Source organism: Alphaproteobacteria bacterium, from assembly GCA_005883305.1.
Classification (GTDB): Bacteria; Pseudomonadota; Alphaproteobacteria; order Sphingomonadales; family Sphingomonadaceae; genus Allosphingosinicella.
Genome location: VBAC01000001.1, coordinates 2,243,772 through 2,260,232, shown reverse-complemented (window position 1 = coordinate 2,260,232; position 16,461 = coordinate 2,243,772). Strand labels below are relative to the sequence as shown.

Sequence of the window (16,461 nt, the reverse complement as noted above, 5' to 3'; positions counted from 1 at the left end):
CGATCATTGCAACGATCACGGCGCCAGCGGGAGCCTCAGCCGCGCCAGGAGGCCGCCCAGATCCTCGCTCTCCTCGAGATGGATCGAACCGCCGTAGATCTGGGCGACGTCGCGGACGATGGCCAGGCCGAGGCCGGTGCCGGGCTTGCCGGTGTCGAGGCGGGCGCCGCGGTCGAAAATCGGCTCCCGCTCGGCCTCCGGAATACCGCGGCCGTCGTCCTCGACCTCGATCTCGACGCAGTCGGGAGTCGTCGCGACGGTGACGAACACCCGTCCGCCGCCATATTTGGCCGCGTTCTCGATCAGATTGCCGAGCATTTCGTCGAGGTCCTGGCGCTCGATCCGGACCATCGCGCCGCGATCGCCGACGAGGTCGATGGTGACGTGCCCGTAGAGTCGAGAGACCGCGCGCTCGACCGCCTCCAGCGACTCCCAGACGGGCGCCCGCGCGTGGGCCGAGGCGCGCCGCCCGATCGCCCGGGCGCGGGCGAGGTGATGGTCAATCTGCCGGCGCATCGTCGTCGCCTCGCGGCAGACCGTGTCGGCGAGATCGGGGCTTCGCGCGGTTGCGGCGTTGGTGATCACCGTCAGCGGCGTCTTGAGCGCGTGGGCGAGATTGCCGGCGTGCCGCCGCGCCTCCTCCGCCTGGGTCTCGTTATGGGCGAGAAGCACGTTCAGCTCCTCGGTCAGCGGCTCGATCTCGCGCGGCAGCCGCTCCTCGATCCGCGATTTCTGCCCGGACCGGATGGCCGCGATCGCCCGGCGCACGCGGCGCAGCGGCCACAGGCCGTAAATCGCCTGAAGCGCGACCAGAACGATCAAGCCGAGGCCGAGAATCCCGAACGAGCGGACCATCGTCCGCCTGAGGATTCCGATCTGCTGGTCGATCACGTCGCGATTCTGCGCGACCTGGAAGCGCCACTTCACGGGCGAGCCCGGAAGGCGAACGTCGCGCTCGATCACGCGCAGCCGTTCGGACGGAAATTCGTCGCTGTCGTAGAAGTGCACTTCGGTGTCGCTGTGCGGTTGAACGACGAGCCGCCGGTCCCACAAGGATCGGGAGAGATAGGGCTCGAAGCCTTCGCCGGTGATCTGGAAATAGAGGCCCGAATAGGCTTCGAGGAAGCGCTGGTCGGCGGGCGCGCGGTTGAACAGGACCTCGCCTTCGGGGCCGATCTCGGAAGAGGAGATCATTGCGGTCAGCACATAATCGAGCTGGGCGTCGAAATTGCTGGTGATCGCCGCGGTCAGCACCCGGTCGAGGCCAAACCCGCCGAGGCCGAGCAGGACCGCGATCCAGACCGTCGAGATGACGATCATCCGCTGGGTCAGCGAGCCTGAGCGCCGCCTGGCCGGCCGATCGGCGGTCCGGCGGGAAAAAAGGCGCGGCAGCTTCATCGGCCGCGCCCCTTAAGCGCGCGGATCCTCGAGGCTGTAGCCGAGGCCGCGGATGGTGGTGATGACGTCGGGGCCGAGCTTCTTGCGGATGCGGGTGACGAACACCTCGATCGTGTTCGAATCGCGGTCGAAATCCTGATCGTAGATATGCTCGATCAGCTCGGTGCGGCTGACCACCTTGCCCTTGTGGTGCATCAGGTAGGAGAGCAATTTATACTCCTGGGCGGTGAGCTTCACCGGCTCGCCGTCGAGCGTGACCTTGCCCGAGCGGGTGTCGAGGCGGACGTCGCCGGCGGTGAGCTCCGAGGAGGCGTTGCCCGAGGCGCGGCGGATGAGCGCGCGCAGCCGGGCGATCAGCTCCTCGGTCTGGAAGGGCTTGGCGAGATAATCGTCGGCGCCGGCGTCCAATCCGGCGACCTTGTCCGACCAGCTGTCGCGCGCGGTGAGCACGAGGACGGGAACCTTGATCCCCTCCTTGCGCCAGCGGTCGAGCACGGTCAGGCCGTCGACCTCGGGAAGGCCGAGATCGAGGATGATGGCGTCATAGGTCTCGGTCGAGCCGAGATAATGGCCGTCCTCGCCGTCGGTGGCGAGATCGATCGCATAGCCGGCGCCTTCCAGAGTCGCGCGCAGCTGGCGGCCCAGATTCGGTTCGTCCTCGACGATCAGGACACGCATTCGAATTCCCTTCGCGCTTTACCGTGCCGCTGAACCCCCGCGGACGGCAGATTGTTTCGTATCTGATATGGGAATAGCAGCCGCGTGACGCCAGCGCCAAGAGTCACATGCCGAAACGGGCGACGATCCGCCCGGTGGCCGCGTCGACGTCGATCCAGATGACGTTGGCCCCGCGCATATATTTGAGCCGATAGACGGTGGGCCCGAGCATCTCGGCGCCGATATATTCGGCGTTCGGCACATGGATTCGGGCGCGGATCTCGGGCAGCGAGAGGATCTGGCCCTGCTGCATGGCGCGATAGGCGTGGTTCTGCTCCCGGCTCAGTCCGCGCGTATTCTGCCCCGCCGCGGGGGCGGACAAAAGGCCAAGCAGGGTCAACCAACGCATCACGTTCACGAACTCGACGTTTCCGTAAGGATAAGCAAGCGGATAGGCCCAACGCATTGAATAGGCCATGAATGCGCGCGCGGGGGTTCGTTAAGCTCCCGCCCCCGCGAAACGGCATCGCCACCCCGGGCGGGGCGGCCCCGTCCCTCAGCCCTCCGGCTCCCACAATTCGATCGGATTGCCTTCCGGATCGTGGATTCGGGCGAAGCGCCCGACGCCTTCCATGGTCTCCTCGCGCTCGATCGCGATGTCCGCCGCGCGCAGACCGGCGAGCAGGCCGTCGAGATCGCTCACGCGAAGGTTGATCATCGCGGTCCGGTCGGCCGCGAAATAATCGCTGTCCTGCTTGAACGGCTCGAACACCATCGGCCCGGCCCCTGTGTGCCAGACCCACTCGTTCGACTCGCCCTTCTCGTCCGTGCCGCACCCTCCCCCGACGCCGAGATGCTCACGATACCAGGCCTTCAGCTTCGGCGGATCCTTCGCCCGGAAGAAATAGCCGCCCATTCCGATTACCGGCATGTCCGTTCCCCTTCGCTTTGACGTTTGGATGCTAATGGAATTGGTGGGCGCCGCCTACCGTCCTGATGGGTGATTTGGCGGAATCCGCGGATGATCGTCAGCGCCTTGCTATACCCGCGCCGGAGCGACCCGCTGTTCTTCCGCTTCGACGAGGCATAAGAAGTCAGACCGGCGGTAAGCGGCCGAGCGGGGGAATCCACAAGAAAAACCTGGCGTTATGTTTTTGCATAGGCTGCCTGTGCTAGGCATAGGCCAGCGTCTCACTCCAGCCCGCGGGTCCGAATGTCCGACCTCGTCCCGATCCTCGATATCCTTGCCTACGGGATGATCGGCGCCGCCGTGCTCGCACTGCTCGAGCGACTTGTGCCCGTGGTGCCCTCCTATGGCCTGTTCATCTTCCTCGGCGGCGCGCTGGCGCAGCGGCCGATCGACCTGCCTTTGCTGATCGTCGTGACCACCCTCGGCTCGACGCTCGGAGCGGTGTGCTGGTACGGGCTGGGCTTCGCGCTCGGAGAGGAGCGGACTCACCGGATGGTCAAGCGCTACGGCCGCTATGTGTGGCTCAAGGAAGATCTCTATCTGTCGCTCGCCCGGCGCTACAGCCGCAACGCCTTCGTCGCGACCTTCATCGGCCAGACCGTCCCGGTGGTCCGCGTCTATCTCTCTTTGCCAGCGGGCATACTGGCGCTGCCGCTGGGGACCTTCGCCCTGGCGGTGTTGGCTGGGAGCCTGATCTGGGTCGGCGGCTTCATCACCCTGGGCTACGGCCTTCACGCTTTCGGCTGGAACCCCTTCGTCGCGACGATCTGCGCGGTCGCAGTCCTTCTCGTCGTCGAGGGCGGCCTGGTGTGGCTGGTGAAGCGGCGTCGGCGTTTGGGTTGAGTTCTGATGTCCCTTCTTCCGCAGGGGCGCGAGATCTGAGGCCGGAGTGGAACTCGACTGGGGTCGCACATGCTGTTCCCCGGCGAAGGCCGGGGTCCAGGCCCGGCGCTCGCCGGGTTTCGTACGCGAAAGCCTCGCGGAAAAGCCTCCGGCTCCTGGGCCCCGGCCTTCGCCGGGGAACGATTCAAGCTGGTCGGGTTGGAGGCTAGTGACGCGGCGTCTCTTCGTCCCTAGATCGCCCGCATCATGGCAGCCCCCGTCCTCGCTTACGAAAATCTCGGCCTGATCCAGGGATCGGGCTGGCTGTTTCGCGGACTCGACATCTTTGTCGGCGCGCGCGACCGGCTGGCTTTGATCGGCCGCAACGGGGCGGGCAAGACCACCCTGCTCAAATGCCTGGCCGACATGATCGAGACCGACGAGGGCCGCCGCACGATCCAGCCCGGCACCAGGGTGGTGCTGCTGGAGCAGGATCCGGACGTTGCCGCTTGTCCGACCTTGCGCGACTTTGCGCTGGCGGGCGGCGCGGCTTTGCACGAGGTCGAGGCGATCGCCGACCAGATCGGGCTCGACCTCGGCCGCGAGGCGGCGACGGCCTCGGGGGGAGAGCGGCGCCGGGCGGCGATCGCGCGGGCGATCGCGGCCGATCCCGACGTGCTTCTGCTCGACGAGCCGACCAACCATCTCGATCTCGCCGGCATCGAATGGCTGGAGGACTGGCTGTCGCGCTACACCGGCGCGTTCATCGTCATCAGCCACGACCGCACGTTCCTCAAGCGCCTCACGCGCTCGTCGCTCTGGCTCGACCGCGGCCAGATCCGCCGCGCCGAGGTCGGCTATGGCGGCTTCGAGGCGTGGACGGAGGCGGTCTATGCCGAGGAGGCGCGGGCGGCGGACAAGCTCGACGCGAAGCTGAAGCTCGAGCTTCACTGGCTGCAGCGCGGGGTCACCGCGCGGCGCAAGCGCAACCAGGGGCGGCTGGCCAAATTGGGAGAGATGCGCGCGGCGCGGGCGGCGATGCTGGGGCCTGCAGGGACGGCGAAGCTCGGCCTCGCCAATGACGAGGTCCGCACCAAGATGGTGATCGAGGCCGATCATGTCGTGAAGCGCTTCGGCGACCGCACGATCGTCAAGGATTTCTCGCTGCGCATCCAGCGCGGCGACCGGATCGGCGTCGTCGGGGCCAACGGCACCGGCAAGACGACCCTGCTCAAATTGCTCACCGGCGACATCGCGCCCGACGAGGGCCGGGTCACGCGGGCGAAGACGCTCTCGGGGATCATGATCGACCAGCAGCGGCGATTGCTGGATCCCGCCAAGAGCGTTCGCGACGTGCTGGCCGATGGCGGCGACTGGATCGAGGTTCGGGGCACGAAGAAGCACGTCCAGGGCTATCTCAAGGAGTTCCTGTTCGAGCCGACTTTGGTCGACGCGAAAATCGGCTCGCTTTCGGGCGGGGAGCGCTCGCGGCTGCTCCTGGCGCGCGAATTCGCCCGGGCCTCCAACCTCCTCGTGCTCGACGAGCCGACCAACGACCTCGACATGGAGACGCTCGACCTGCTTCAGGAGGTGATCGCCGATTATGACGGCACGGTGCTGATCGTCAGCCACGACCGCGACTTCCTCGACCGGACGGTGACCATCACGCTCGGGCTCGACGGGTCGGGCAAGGTCGACATCGTCGCCGGCGGCTACGAGGATTGGGAACGCAAAAGGCGCCCGCACGTCCACAACCCCAAGGTCGCGTCGCCCAGGGCGGCGGCGCGGGACGAGCGCAAGCCGACCAAGCTCACCTACAAGGACCAGCGCGACTACGACCTCTTGCCGGCGCGGATCGACGCGCTCGAGGCGGAGATCGCCCGCGACGAGGACATCCTGTCCGATCCCGATCTCTACGCCCGCGATCCCGGCCGCTTCGCACAGCTCACCGAGGCGATCGACAAGGCCCGGGCGGAGAAGGACGCCGCCGAGATCCGCTGGCTGGAGCTCGCGGAGATGGCCGAGGCGCTGCAAGCTTGACGCCGCCCGCGCCCCGGCCCAGCAATGCGGCGGGCTCGGGAGGCGTTTGAAATGAAGATGATGTTCCGCGCGGCGCTGGTCGTGCTGCTTGGCCTGGCCGCGCCGGCGCTGGCCGAAGACTCCACGTCGGTGCCCGCCCTTCGCTATGTCAGCCGCACCTTGCCCAACGGGCTTCGCGTCTATTCGGTCCGCGATCCAGCGAGCTCGCAGGTCTCGGTGCAGGTCTGGTACGACGTCGGCTCGCGCGACGATCCGCGCGGGCGCTCGGGCTTCGCCCACCTGTTCGAGCACATGATGTTCAAGGCCAGCCGGAACCTCGTGCCCGAGCAGTTCGACCGGCTGACCGAGGATGTCGGCGGCTTCAACAACGCCTCGACCAACGACGACTACACCAATTATTACGAGGTCGTCCCGGCCAACCATCTCGAGCGGCTTCTCTGGGCCGAGGCCGAGCGGATGGGCAGCCTCGTCGTCGAGCAGAGCTACTTCGCCTCCGAGCGCGACGTGGTGAAGGAGGAATATCGCAGCCGCGTCCTCGCCCAGCCCTACGGCAAGATGTTCTACCTCTATTTCCCGCAGATCAGCTACGATGTGTTGCCCTACGGCCGGCCCGGAATCGGGTCGATCGAGGATCTCGACGCGGCGACGATCGACGACGTGCGCGCCTTTCACGCCACCTACTACCGGCCCGACAATGCCGTGCTCGTCGTCGCCGGCAATTTCGATCAGGCCGAGCTCGACCGCTGGGTCGACCGCTATTTCGCCCCGATCGCCCGGCCGGCGGGGACGATCCCGCGCGTGACGGCCGAGGAGCCGGTGCGGACCCAGGCGCGCCATTATACGGTCTACGAGGCGAACACCCCGCTTCCCGCGGTGATGATTTCCTATCCCGTCCCGCCAGCGGCGCATCCGGATTCGGCTGCGATCGAGGTGCTCGACGGCATTCTGTCCACCGGCGAAAGCTCGCGGCTGCACCAGAGCCTCGTCTACCGGGACCAGGTCGCTTCCCAGGCCAGCTCCTATGTCGATTCGAAGCAGGGGCGCGGCAATATCGCGGTCTACGCCATTCTCGCCAGCGGCCGGACGGCCGAGGATGGCGAGGCGGCGCTGCGCCGCGAGGTCGCCCGCTTCCGCGACACGCCGGTCACCGAAGCCGAGCTCACGGAGGCCAAGAACGAGCTGCTCACCGCCGCGATCCGCGAGCGCGAGACGGCCGACGGCCAGGCCTCGGCGATCGCCGAGGCGGTGATCGTCGAGGGCGACGCCGCTGCGGCGGACCGCCGTCTGGCGCAGATCGCGGCGGTCACCCCCGCCGACATCCAGCGCGCGGCGCGGACCTGGCTTCGCGACGAGCGCAGCGCCTCCCTTCGCTATTTGCCCGAGGAATCGCGCGGCACCGCCCGCGGCGACGCCATCGCCACCGCGGCCACCGTCCAGGCGGCGCCGCTGAGCCGGCCCGAGCATATCGCGGTCGTTCAGCCCGCCCCCGAAGCCGAGCGCGCGGCGCCTCCGGCACCCGCGCCGGACGTGGCTCCCGCGGTTCCCGCGCCGGTCACCCAGCGTCTCGCCAACGGGCTGACAGTGATCACCGTCCCCAGCCGTTCGCTGCCGCTGGTGACCATCTCGCTCGTCGCCCCAGGCGGCGCGTCTCGCGATTCGGAAGGCCGGGCCGGCACCGCCTCGCTCGCCGCGTCGGTGATGACCGAGGGCACGGCGAGCCGCTCGGCGACCGAGATCGACGCCCAGGTCGAGGCGCTCGGCTCTTCGCTCGGCGGCGGCGCCGGCTGGGACGGCTCATCGCTCGGCCTCACCGTGCGCACCGCCAATGCCGACCGCGCAACCGCCCTGATGGCCGACGTCGCGCGCAACGCGACCTTGCCCGCCGAGGAGCTCGAGCGGCAGCGGGCGATCGCCGCCGACGCGGTGCGAGTCGTGATGCGCGATCCGGGCGATCTCGCCGGCATGGCGACCGCTCGGGCGCTCTACGGCCTTTCCGATTACGGCCATCCGGCAGGCGGCACCGAAGCCTCGCTCGCGGCGATCACCCGCGCCGACATCGAGGCCGCCTACCGCGCCCAGTGGCGGCCGGACAACGCCACCTTGGTCTTCGCCGGCGACATCGCGCCCGCCGAGGCGCTGCGCCTGGCCGAGCTTCATTTCGGCGGCTGGCGCTCCGGTGGGGCGCCGGCGGCGCACGTCTCTTCGCCGCGCCCCGCGCCGCGCACCGGCGTGCTGGTCGTCGACATGCCCGGCGCAGGCCAGGCGGCGGTGGCCGTCGCCCGCGACGGCATCGCCAGGCGCGACCCGCGCTTCTACCGCGCTTTAGTCGTCAACGCCGTGCTCGGCGGAGGCTACAGCGCCCGGCTCAACCAGGAGATCCGGATCCGCCGGGGCCTTTCCTACGGCTCCGGCAGCAGCATCGACGCACGTCGGGAGGCCGGGCCGTTCGTCGCCTCGACCCAGACCCGCAACGACGCGGCGGCGGAGGTGCTCGGGCTCATACTCGGCGAGATGCGCCGGCTCGGCGCGGAGCCGGTGCCGGCGGCCGAGCTGAACGCCCGGCGCGCCTCGCTGACCGGCGATTTCGGACGCGACGTGGAGACGACCTCGGGCCTTGCCCAGCTGGTCAGCTCCTACGTCATCCGCGGCGTCGATCCGGCCGAGATCCTGCGCTACCAGGCCTCGGTTCTGGCGGTGACTCCGGCCGGGGCGCAGGGCGTGGCCGCCGACCTGCTTCGGCCGGAAGGCGCGACGATCGTCATCGTCGGCGACTCGTCGAAGTTCCTCGAAGCGCTTCGCCGCACCCAGCCGAACGTGACCGTGATACCGCTGACCGAGCTCAATCTGGACCGGGCGGCTCTGCGCTAGCCGGCGCGCGCCTGCGACAAGCGCCGCTGCACGTCCGCGTCGCTCGGGGCGCCGCGCGCCGCGCGTTGCAGGAGCGCAAGGCCTTCGGCGCGGTGGCCGTTCTTGAACAGGAGCCAGCCGAGCGTGTCGGCCGTTGCCGGATTGTCGCGGTCGAGCGCCCAGGCGCGCCGGGCGAGCGGGACCCCGCGAACCGCCTCGCCGCTTTCCGCATAGGCCCAGGCGAGGTTGTTGAGGATCGTCGCGTCGTTGTCGCCGATCCGCCGGCGAAGGCTCTCGTAGACATTGATCGCGAAGGCCCAGTCCTGCCGCTGCATCGCCCGCCCGCCGAGCAGGATGAGGCCGGCGACGCTGCGCGGATTCTGCTCGACGAACAGGTTCAGTACGTTGTCCGCCGCGTCGATCTGCCCGGAGCGCTCGAGCGCGTCGATCAGCCGCAAGGCGACATTCTCGGTGAAGGCCAGATTGGCCGCGAGCCGATACGCCTGCGCGGCCTCTTCGAAATTCCCGCCGATGCCGAGCGCGTCGCCGAGCAGGATGTGGACTTCGGGCACGCCGGGATTGGCGTCCCGCAGGTGCCGGGCGCGGCTGACCGCCTCGCCGATATCGCGCCGCGCGAGGAGCGCGGCGATCAGGCGCACCTGGGCGGGGCCGTTCGTCGGGTTTTCGAGGGCCGCCGAGCGCACGGCGGCGAACTCGCCCTCGCTCAGCGTTTCGAGCGAGGCGAGCGAGCCGGGCTGCGGCCGCGCCGCGCGGGCGAGATAGAGCGCTCCGGCCTGGTTGTCGCCGAGCCGGGTCATCGCCCGGCCCATCAGCGAAAGGCTGTAGCTGTCCGCGTCCGGCATGTCGGCGATCGGGCGGAGCGTGTTCGCCACGCTTTGCGAATCTCCCATCCGCCACTGGGCGGCCGCAAGCAGGCGGCGCGCCCGGCGGTTGCGCGGCTGCTCGTTCACCAAGGCGATGAGGCGGCGCGCCGCCTGCTCCTCGTTGCCGGTCTCGAAGTCGATCGCCGAAAGCAGCAGCCGGCCGGCGGGAATAGTGTCGAACTCGCCGCCGGTGCGGGCCCACAGGCTCTTGGCGAGCTGGAAGTTGCGTGCGCGCGCGGCGAGCACCGCCTCCAGATAATAAGCGGTGCGGTGGCCCCCGGTCAGCCGGTGGACCGCGCGGGCGTCGGCCAGCATCTCGCTCATCCGCCCGAGATCGCCGAGAGTCGCGGCGCGCGCGAGCAAGGCCTCGACATTGCCATGGTCGACCGAAAGGGCCTGGTCGAACCAGGGGATTGCCGCGGCAAGGCCATATTGGCTGCGCGTCAGGGTGCCGTGGAGCACCAGCGCCTCGACGTTTGACGGGCGCGCGGCGACGGCGCGGTCGGCCGCCTCGAGGGCGCCGGCGAGATCGCCGCTGCCGCGCCGGAAGCGGGCGATGTCCGCCCAGACGTCGCTGTCGTTGGGTGCGAGCGCGAGAGCGCGGTCGAATGCCCCGCGAGCATTGTCGTCGTCGCCGGCCGCCATGTAGGCGCGGCCCTCGATTCGCGCGGCATAGGCCTGGTGCGCGGGCGCCGCGAGCGGGGTCTCCGTCAGCGCGGCCTGGGCGTCGCCCTGGAGCAGCTTGGCATGGGCGAGGAGATGGGCGGTCTCGCCGACCGGGGCGCCGGCCTGGCGCGCCCGCGTCACCTCGGATTCGGCGGCGATTCCGTCGCCCAGCGCGAGATCGACCTGCGCCTGCATGATCCGCGCCGCGCGATTGCCGGGATCGGCCTCGATCGCGTTGAGGAACTCGACCCGGGCGGTGCGCACGTCGCCCGCGTTGAACGCCGCGAGGCCGCGCTGATAGGCGTCTCCGCTTTTGCCGGAGCAGGCGGCGAGCAAGGCCAGCGCGACCAACAGAGGAGTCATCCCGGCGGAGGCCGGGACCCATGAACGAAGGCAGGAGAACGAACGCGAAGGCGCCTTCGCCTGATCGATGAAGGCGGTGTTCGTGGGTCCCGGCTTTCGCCGGGATGACTCGGTGGGGCGAAGGCGCCAGGTCATCCCGCTTACCCCTGCAGCCCATATTGCTTGAGGAGGTCGTAGAGGGTGGGCCGGCTGATGCCGAGCAGCTTGGCGGCGGCGGAGATGTTGCCGTCGGCCTGGGCCAGCGCCTTGCGGATCACCTGGCGGTCGGCGCATTCGCGCGCGGCCTTGAGGTTGACCGGCAGAGTCTCGCCGTCCGGCGCCGCGAGATCGAGATCCTCGGCCGTGATCAGCTTGCCCTCGGCCATGATCACCGCGCGCTTGAGCCGGTTCTCGAGCTCGCGCACATTGCCGGGCCAGGCCCAGGTCTCGATCGCCGCCAGCGCCCCGGGCGCGAAGCCTTTCACCTGCGGGTTCATCTCGCGGGCGAAGCGCGACAGGAAATGCTTGGCGAGCAGGGCGGCGTCGCCGTGCCGCTCGGCGAGCGACGGGATCCGCACCACGATTTCGGCGAGCCGGTAGTATAGGTCCTCCCGGAACGTCCCGGCGCGGATCATCTCCTCCAGATTCTGGTGGGTGGCGCAGACGATCCGCGTGTCGACCGGAATCGTCCGCCGGCCGCCGATACGCTCGATCACCCGCTCCTGGAGGAAGCGAAGCAGCTTGACCTGCAAGGGCAGCGGGATGTCGCCGACCTCGTCGAGGAACAGGGTGCCGCCATGGGCGAGCTCGATCTTTCCCTCGGTCGTCTTGATCGCCCCGGTGAACGCGCCCTTTTCGTAGCCGAACAATTCGGCCTCGAGCAGGTTTTCGGGAATCGCCGCGCAGTTGATCGCGACGAAGCCTCCCGCGCGGCGGCGGCTGGTGCGGTGGACGCCCTGGGCGAGCAGCTCCTTGCCGGTGCCCGAGGCGCCGAGCAGCATGACCGAGACGTCGGTGCCGGCCACGCGCTCGATCGTCCGCGCGACCTTCACCATCTCCGGCGCAGCGGTGACCATCGAGCCGAGCACGGTGCGGTCGTCGCCGACCCGGCTTTCAAGCCGGCGGTTCTCGTCCTCCAGCCCGTGAAGCTGGAAGGCGCGCTTCACGATCAGCCCGAGCTGATCGATGTCGACCGGCTTGTGGTAGAAATCATAGGCGCCCGATGCGATCGCCCGAAGAGCGCTTTCCCGAGCGCCGTGGCCCGAGGCGACGATCACCTTGGTCTCCGGCTTCAGGGTCAGGATCGTCTCGAGCGCAGCGAAGCCTTCCGAGACTCCGTCCGGATCGGGCGGCAGGCCGAGGTCGAGCGTGACCACCGCAGGCTCGGCCGAGCGGATCAGCTCGATCGCCGCGTTCCTGTCGGAGGCGACGAGCACCTCGTAATCGTCATAGGCCCAGCGCAACTGGCGCTGCAGCCCCTCGTCGTCCTCGACGATCAGCAGCTTTGGCTTGAAGCTTTTGGGGTCGATCGGGGCATTCATGCGCGCATCCGTTCATAGACAAAGGCGGCCCGATCCTCGGCCGCCGGAAGATAGAGGGTGAAGCAGGTGCCGTGCTGCTCGGCGCTCTCGACGTCGAGGCGGCCGCCCATCGCGTGGATCAGCTCGCGGGCCTCGAAGGCGCCGATTCCGAAGCCCGATTCCTTGGTCGACACGAACGGCTGGAACAGCCGGTCGCGGACGAAGGCGGGAGACATCCCGTGGCCGCGGTCGACGATGTCGATGGCGACATCGCCGCCGCTCTCGTAGAGCCGGATCTCGACCGGCTCCCCGGCCGGGCTGGCTTCGATCCCGTTCTGCACGAGATGACCGATCGCCTGTTCGAGCGCGGCCGCGTCGGTCAGAGCGATCAGCTCCGATTCGCCGGCGAAGCGGACCGGATGGAGCCGGCTCTTCGCCGCGGCGATCGCCTCGATCAAGGGGCGGACGGCAACCGGCCGGGCGGGCTCCGCGCCGCGGGCCGCGCCCGGGGACAAACGGGCGAGCATGTCGTTCATCTTCCTGACGGAGCTTTGCAGCGTGGCGATCATGTCCGCGCGGAATTCGGGGTTCTCCGCGTGCCGCTCTGCGTTGCGGGCGACGAGGCTCAGTTGGCTGACGAGATTCTTGATGTCGTGGAGGATGAAGGCGAATCGGCGATTGAACTCGTCGAAGCGCCGGGCGTCGGCGAGCGCCTGCTGGCTTCGCGCCTCGGCGATGTAGGAGGCCGCCTGGATTCCGGCGTTGCGGAACAGGTCGAAATCCTCCCAGTCGAGCGCCCGGCGCACGGCGGGGCAGGCGAGGATGACGAGCCCGGCGAGCCGCCCGCCGTGGATCAGCGGAACGCCGGCCCATGCGCTCTCGATTCCGGCGAGCCAGGCGGGAACCGGCACGCGCAATTCGCCGTGGGCGAGCCAGCCGCCGCGGATGGACTCGAATTCCAGGACGTAGCCGCTCTTCTCGATGTGACGCAGCAGCGGCTCGGCGTCTTCCGCGGTCGCGACCGGCTGGGTCCAGTTCCAGCTGCCCGCGCTCGACAGGCGATAGCCCTCGTCGCAGGCGATCAGCAGCCCGGCCGGCGCGCCCGCAATGTCCGCGATCGCCTTGACCGCGCGTTCCTCGAGGCTCGCGCCGCTCTGGCGCCCGACCGTGTCGGTGAAGCGCAGCCATTCCTGGCGGTAATCGTAGCGATGCTCGAACAGATGCTTGAGCAGCACGACCCGGGTCCAGGCCCGAAGCTTGGCCGAAGGAAGGAGAACGAGCGCCGTCAGCGTGGTGACGAAGACCACCCCGACCTGGCCGATCCGGACCCAATCTCCGCCGACGATCTCCATCGCCCGGGCGGCGAGCATCATCGCGACGAGGTAGACGAGGATGGCGATCAGCGAGACCGACTGGAAGGTCGCGGCGCGGGAAATCTGGATTTTCCAGGTAGCGTTGCGCGCGGCCATCGCGAACAAAGCCGCGAGGGCGGAAAGGACGATGCCGCGAAGCGCGAAGAGGTCGCCGGCCGGCGAGCGGGAGAAGAAGGCGATGGTGTAGAGGTGGAGATCGTAGGCCCACATGCCCGCCAGCGCGAGCATCGCCAGGCTCAGCGCCGGCCGCGAGCCGGGGGCCGCCTGGCCGTAAAGATTGTGGACGAGTACGAGCGCTCCGGCGGCGATGATCAGCCCGATGGCCTGGCTCGACGAAGCCAGCATCTCGAAGATCAGCGGCGCGCGCTCGAATTCGGGCATCACTCCGCCGACCACGATTTGAAGGCCCACGACTGCGGCCACGGCGGCGAACAGCCCCTTGACCGCCCGCTGCCCGCGATGGTCTTCGGCGGCCGTGAGCAGGCCGTACATGAAGGCCAGGAAGGCGAGGTTTCGGCCGCTCTCGGCGAGCTGGGCGAGATAGGTGTAGGGGCCGAGCAGAGCGAGGAATATCGTCCACACCGCCATGGCCGCGAAGGCGGTGACGAGCGGGCGGCTCAGCGGATCGCCGTGCCAGCGGCGCAGCTGATAGACGGCCAGCGCGCCGTAGAGCGCCGCGGCGAGCAAATGGCTCCACAGGGCGACGAAGCCGGTCATCGCGCGCCCTCCGGCCAGATCACGACGCGCGCGGTCTGGAGCAGGATCAGGAGATCGAGGAAGGGCGAGTAATTCTTGGCGTAATAAAGGTCGAACTCGAGCTTCTCGCGCGCATCCTCGACGCTCGCGCCATAGGGATAGTTGATCTGCGCCCAGCCGGTGATGCCGGGCTTCACCACATGGCGCTCGGCATAATAAGGCAGCCGCGCCTCGAGGTCGGCGACGAACTGGGGCCGCTCGGGGCGGGGCCCGACGAAGCTCATGTCCCCCTTCAGCACCGACCAGGCCTGGGGCAGCTCGTCGATTCGAAGCTTGCGGATGATTCGCCCGACCCGGGTGACCCTGGGATCGTCCTTCTGCGCCCAGACGGCCTTGCCGCCCACTTCGGCGTCCTCGCGCATCGAGCGCAGCTTGATGACGTCGAACGGCTGGCCGTAGAGGCCCACGCGGCGCTGGCGGAAGAAGGCCGGGCCGACGCTCTCGATCTTCACCGCGAGCGCCGTCAGCGCGACGAGCGGCAAGGTGAGCACGAGCAGAAGCCCGCTGGCCACGACGTCGAACAGCCGCTTGGCGATGGTCGACAGGCGCCGCCCGGCCGAGAAGCCGTCGGAGAAGATCAGCCAGGAAGGGTTGAGGCTGTCGAGGTCGACGCGGCCGGTCTCGCGTTCGATGAACGAAGAGAAATCGTGGACCTGGACCCCGGTCGTCTTGATCTTGAGCAGATCGCCGAGCGGCAGGGCATTGCGCCGCTCCTCCAGAGCGAGGACCAGCTCGCCCGCGCTGAGGCGGAGCGCCTGGGCGGGGAGACCTGCGCTGTCGTTCATGTCGACTACGCCGACCACCGCGAAGCCCGCGCCGGTCCGCGCCGCCAGGGCCTCGATCCGCTTGGCGCGCACGCCCGTTCCAAGCACCATCACCCGCCGCTTGAACCGCTCGCTGCCGAGCGTGTCGCGAAGCGCCGTGCGCACGGCGATCATCCCCAGCAGCGCGAAGGCCGTCGCGTAGAGCAGGCTCGATCGCCAGAAGCTGACCGGCGGAAAAAGAAAGAAAAGAACCGAAAGCAGCAAAATGCCGAGCGCGACCGCGACGAGCAGACGCGCCGTCGCGAAGCGCACCGATCGGATCGCCTCGATCCCGTAGACTCCGACGGCGACCATCGCCGTCTGGAGCGCCGCGGCGAAGGCGATCATGCTGGGAAGCGGCGCGGATTGCAGGTCGAACGTCCCCGAAACCTGCCAGAAACGAAGCGCCCACCCGGCCTCCGCGCCGAACAGGAGCAAGGCGAAGTCGATCGCTCCCAGCAGCAGGACCGCGAAGGGCACATAATGCTTGAACAGCCGGATCATCGCCGGCCTGCCCGCCGCAGCCTGGGTGTAAGCCTCTCCGACATGCCGGCACTGTCGGATAAATTGACAAAGTTTCGGTAAAGACCGCTGCGGCCTTGCGGCTGAAGCGCAAGGACGACTTCGTCGTCACCGCGACGATGGACGGCTACCAGCCGGCCGAAGCCGAGGTGCACAGCCGCATGCGCGCCGGCGGCGGCACCGCGCTCGCCGGCAACGCCATCTTCGGCGGGATCGTCGGCGGCGTGGTCGACGCGAGCAACGGCTCGCTCAACGATCTTCGTCCCAATCCGCTACACATCACGATGATTCCGGTCGGCGGCGCGGCTCCGGTCGCGGCATCGCAGACCACGCCGGGCGAAGCGCCCGCGGGCGCTCCGGCAGAGACGGCAGCGGCTCCGAGCGGGGCTCCGCAGTCCGAATAAGCCGTTCGACCGGCTTGCGAAATCGGGAAGGGCAGCCGCGGCAAAATGCGCGCGCCGTCCTTTCCATTGCAACTTCCTCCCGACGACCGGCGTTGATGCGCGCAAGTGGGTTTGGAAGGAGCCGATGTAATGGCGACGAATGTTCTGGAAGCGCGGGGCGGGAGCCTCGTCCCCCCGGTGGCGATGCGCGGGTATCACATCTGCTATCGCGACGATCAGACGAACCATTGCCCGGGTTGCGGGCGTACGCACTGGTATATCGGCCGGATGATGGCCGAATGCGCCTTCTGCGGCACTGCGCTGCCGCTCGAGAGCGCGCCTCTGGTCGCCGGCGGGCAGATCGTTCGCACCGTGCGCCGCCGGTATATCCCGGAATCGCACGCGGCCTGATCAGGCAGGAATCCCTCTCCGCTGCCCGGCCAATGGCGGCGGAAGCGCGCCCCGCCTGCGCTCGAAG

The 16,461-nt window shown here is 68.8% G+C and carries 13 protein-coding genes; 5 read left to right on the top strand and 8 right to left on the bottom strand.

Going from position 1 to position 16,461, the window contains the following annotated elements; translation table 11 throughout:
- Positions 1-15: 15 nt before the first annotated feature.
- From E6G92_11260 to E6G92_11245, 4 genes are all read right to left on the bottom strand, one after another.
- Complete coding sequence (locus tag E6G92_11260) at positions 16-1,320, bottom strand: HAMP domain-containing histidine kinase (protein ID TMJ20806.1); 1,305 nt, start codon at positions 1,318-1,320, stop codon at positions 16-18.
- A 90-nt stretch (positions 1,321-1,410) separates the two neighbouring features.
- On the bottom strand, positions 1,411-2,076 hold the full coding sequence (locus tag E6G92_11255; protein ID TMJ20294.1) for a response regulator transcription factor: 666 nt from the start codon (positions 2,074-2,076) through the stop codon (positions 1,411-1,413).
- 103 nt (positions 2,077-2,179) lie between these two features.
- A complete protein-coding gene (locus tag E6G92_11250; protein ID TMJ20293.1) occupies positions 2,180-2,467 on the bottom strand; it encodes a hypothetical protein in 288 nt (95 codons plus the stop codon).
- A 144-nt stretch (positions 2,468-2,611) separates the two neighbouring features.
- Positions 2,612-2,986: a VOC family protein gene (locus E6G92_11245; GenBank protein ID TMJ20292.1), complete on the bottom strand. Its 375-nt coding sequence runs from the start codon at positions 2,984-2,986 to the stop codon at positions 2,612-2,614.
- A gap of 282 nt (positions 2,987-3,268) precedes the next feature.
- On the opposite strand from E6G92_11245, the gene E6G92_11240 reads away from it, so the two are divergent.
- The 3 genes from E6G92_11240 to E6G92_11230 all read left to right on the top strand — a co-directional run bounded on the left by E6G92_11240 (position 3,269) and on the right by E6G92_11230 (position 8,755).
- Positions 3,269-3,868, top strand: coding sequence for a DedA family protein (locus E6G92_11240; GenBank protein ID TMJ20291.1), 600 nt, complete (start codon positions 3,269-3,271; stop codon positions 3,866-3,868).
- Between the two features lie 246 nt (positions 3,869-4,114).
- The gene (locus E6G92_11235) at positions 4,115-5,887 is read left to right on the top strand and encodes an ATP-binding cassette domain-containing protein (GenBank protein ID TMJ20290.1); all 1,773 of its coding nucleotides are present in this window, start codon (positions 4,115-4,117) and stop codon (positions 5,885-5,887) included.
- Positions 5,888-5,944: 57 nt separating this feature from the next.
- On the top strand, positions 5,945-8,755 hold the full coding sequence (locus E6G92_11230; protein TMJ20805.1) for an insulinase family protein: 2,811 nt from the start codon (positions 5,945-5,947) through the stop codon (positions 8,753-8,755).
- Here E6G92_11230 and E6G92_11225 read toward each other — a convergent pair.
- From E6G92_11225 to E6G92_11210, 4 genes are all read right to left on the bottom strand, one after another.
- Entirely contained in the window at positions 8,752-10,647 is a 1,896-nt protein-coding gene (locus E6G92_11225; GenBank protein ID TMJ20289.1) for a tetratricopeptide repeat protein, read from the bottom strand. The two genes, E6G92_11230 and E6G92_11225, sit on opposite strands and share 4 nt — an antisense overlap.
- Before the next feature lie 140 nt (positions 10,648-10,787).
- Positions 10,788-12,167, bottom strand: coding sequence for a PEP-CTERM-box response regulator transcription factor (prsR, locus tag E6G92_11220; GenBank protein TMJ20288.1), 1,380 nt, complete (start codon positions 12,165-12,167; stop codon positions 10,788-10,790).
- Positions 12,164-14,236, bottom strand: a complete 2,073-nt coding sequence (gene prsK / locus E6G92_11215) for a PEP-CTERM system histidine kinase PrsK (protein ID TMJ20287.1) — start codon at positions 14,234-14,236, stop codon at positions 12,164-12,166. Before prsK ends, prsR begins: the two co-directional genes overlap by 4 nt.
- Positions 14,233-15,582 carry a TIGR03013 family PEP-CTERM/XrtA system glycosyltransferase gene (locus tag E6G92_11210; protein ID TMJ20286.1) on the bottom strand — a complete coding sequence of 450 codons (1,350 nt, stop codon included), beginning with the start codon at positions 15,580-15,582 and terminating at the stop codon, positions 14,233-14,235. Before E6G92_11210 ends, prsK begins: the two co-directional genes overlap by 4 nt.
- A gap of 95 nt (positions 15,583-15,677) precedes the next feature.
- On the opposite strand from E6G92_11210, the gene E6G92_11205 reads away from it, so the two are divergent.
- A complete protein-coding gene (locus tag E6G92_11205; protein ID TMJ20285.1) occupies positions 15,678-16,004 on the top strand; it encodes a hypothetical protein in 327 nt (108 codons plus the stop codon).
- A gap of 129 nt (positions 16,005-16,133) precedes the next feature.
- Positions 16,134-16,394, top strand: a complete 261-nt coding sequence (locus E6G92_11200; protein ID TMJ20284.1) for a hypothetical protein — start codon at positions 16,134-16,136, stop codon at positions 16,392-16,394.
- Positions 16,395-16,461 lie beyond the last annotated feature (67 nt).

Bases quoted from the DNA above. Each gene is read 5' to 3' on its own strand.
- E6G92_11235 (TMJ20290.1), top strand. From the start codon at position 4,115: ATGGCAGCCCCCGTCCTCGCTTACGAAAATCTCGGCCTGATCCAGGGA.
- E6G92_11200 (TMJ20284.1), top strand. From the start codon at position 16,134: ATGGCGACGAATGTTCTGGAAGCGCGGGGCGGGAGCCTCGTCCCCCCG.
- E6G92_11245 (TMJ20292.1), bottom strand. From the start codon at position 2,986: ATGCCGGTAATCGGAATGGGCGGCTATTTCTTCCGGGCGAAGGATCCG.
- E6G92_11260 (TMJ20806.1), bottom strand. From the start codon at position 1,320: ATGATCGTCATCTCGACGGTCTGGATCGCGGTCCTGCTCGGCCTCGGC.
- E6G92_11240 (TMJ20291.1), top strand. From the start codon at position 3,269: ATGTCCGACCTCGTCCCGATCCTCGATATCCTTGCCTACGGGATGATC.
- E6G92_11230 (TMJ20805.1), top strand. From the start codon at position 5,945: ATGATGTTCCGCGCGGCGCTGGTCGTGCTGCTTGGCCTGGCCGCGCCG.
- prsK (TMJ20287.1), bottom strand. From the start codon at position 14,236: ATGACCGGCTTCGTCGCCCTGTGGAGCCATTTGCTCGCCGCGGCGCTC.
- E6G92_11255 (TMJ20294.1), bottom strand. From the start codon at position 2,076: ATGCGTGTCCTGATCGTCGAGGACGAACCGAATCTGGGCCGCCAGCTG.
- prsR (TMJ20288.1), bottom strand. From the start codon at position 12,167: ATGAATGCCCCGATCGACCCCAAAAGCTTCAAGCCAAAGCTGCTGATC.
- E6G92_11210 (TMJ20286.1), bottom strand. From the start codon at position 15,582: ATGATCCGGCTGTTCAAGCATTATGTGCCCTTCGCGGTCCTGCTGCTG.
- E6G92_11225 (TMJ20289.1), bottom strand. From the start codon at position 10,647: ATGACTCCTCTGTTGGTCGCGCTGGCCTTGCTCGCCGCCTGCTCCGGC.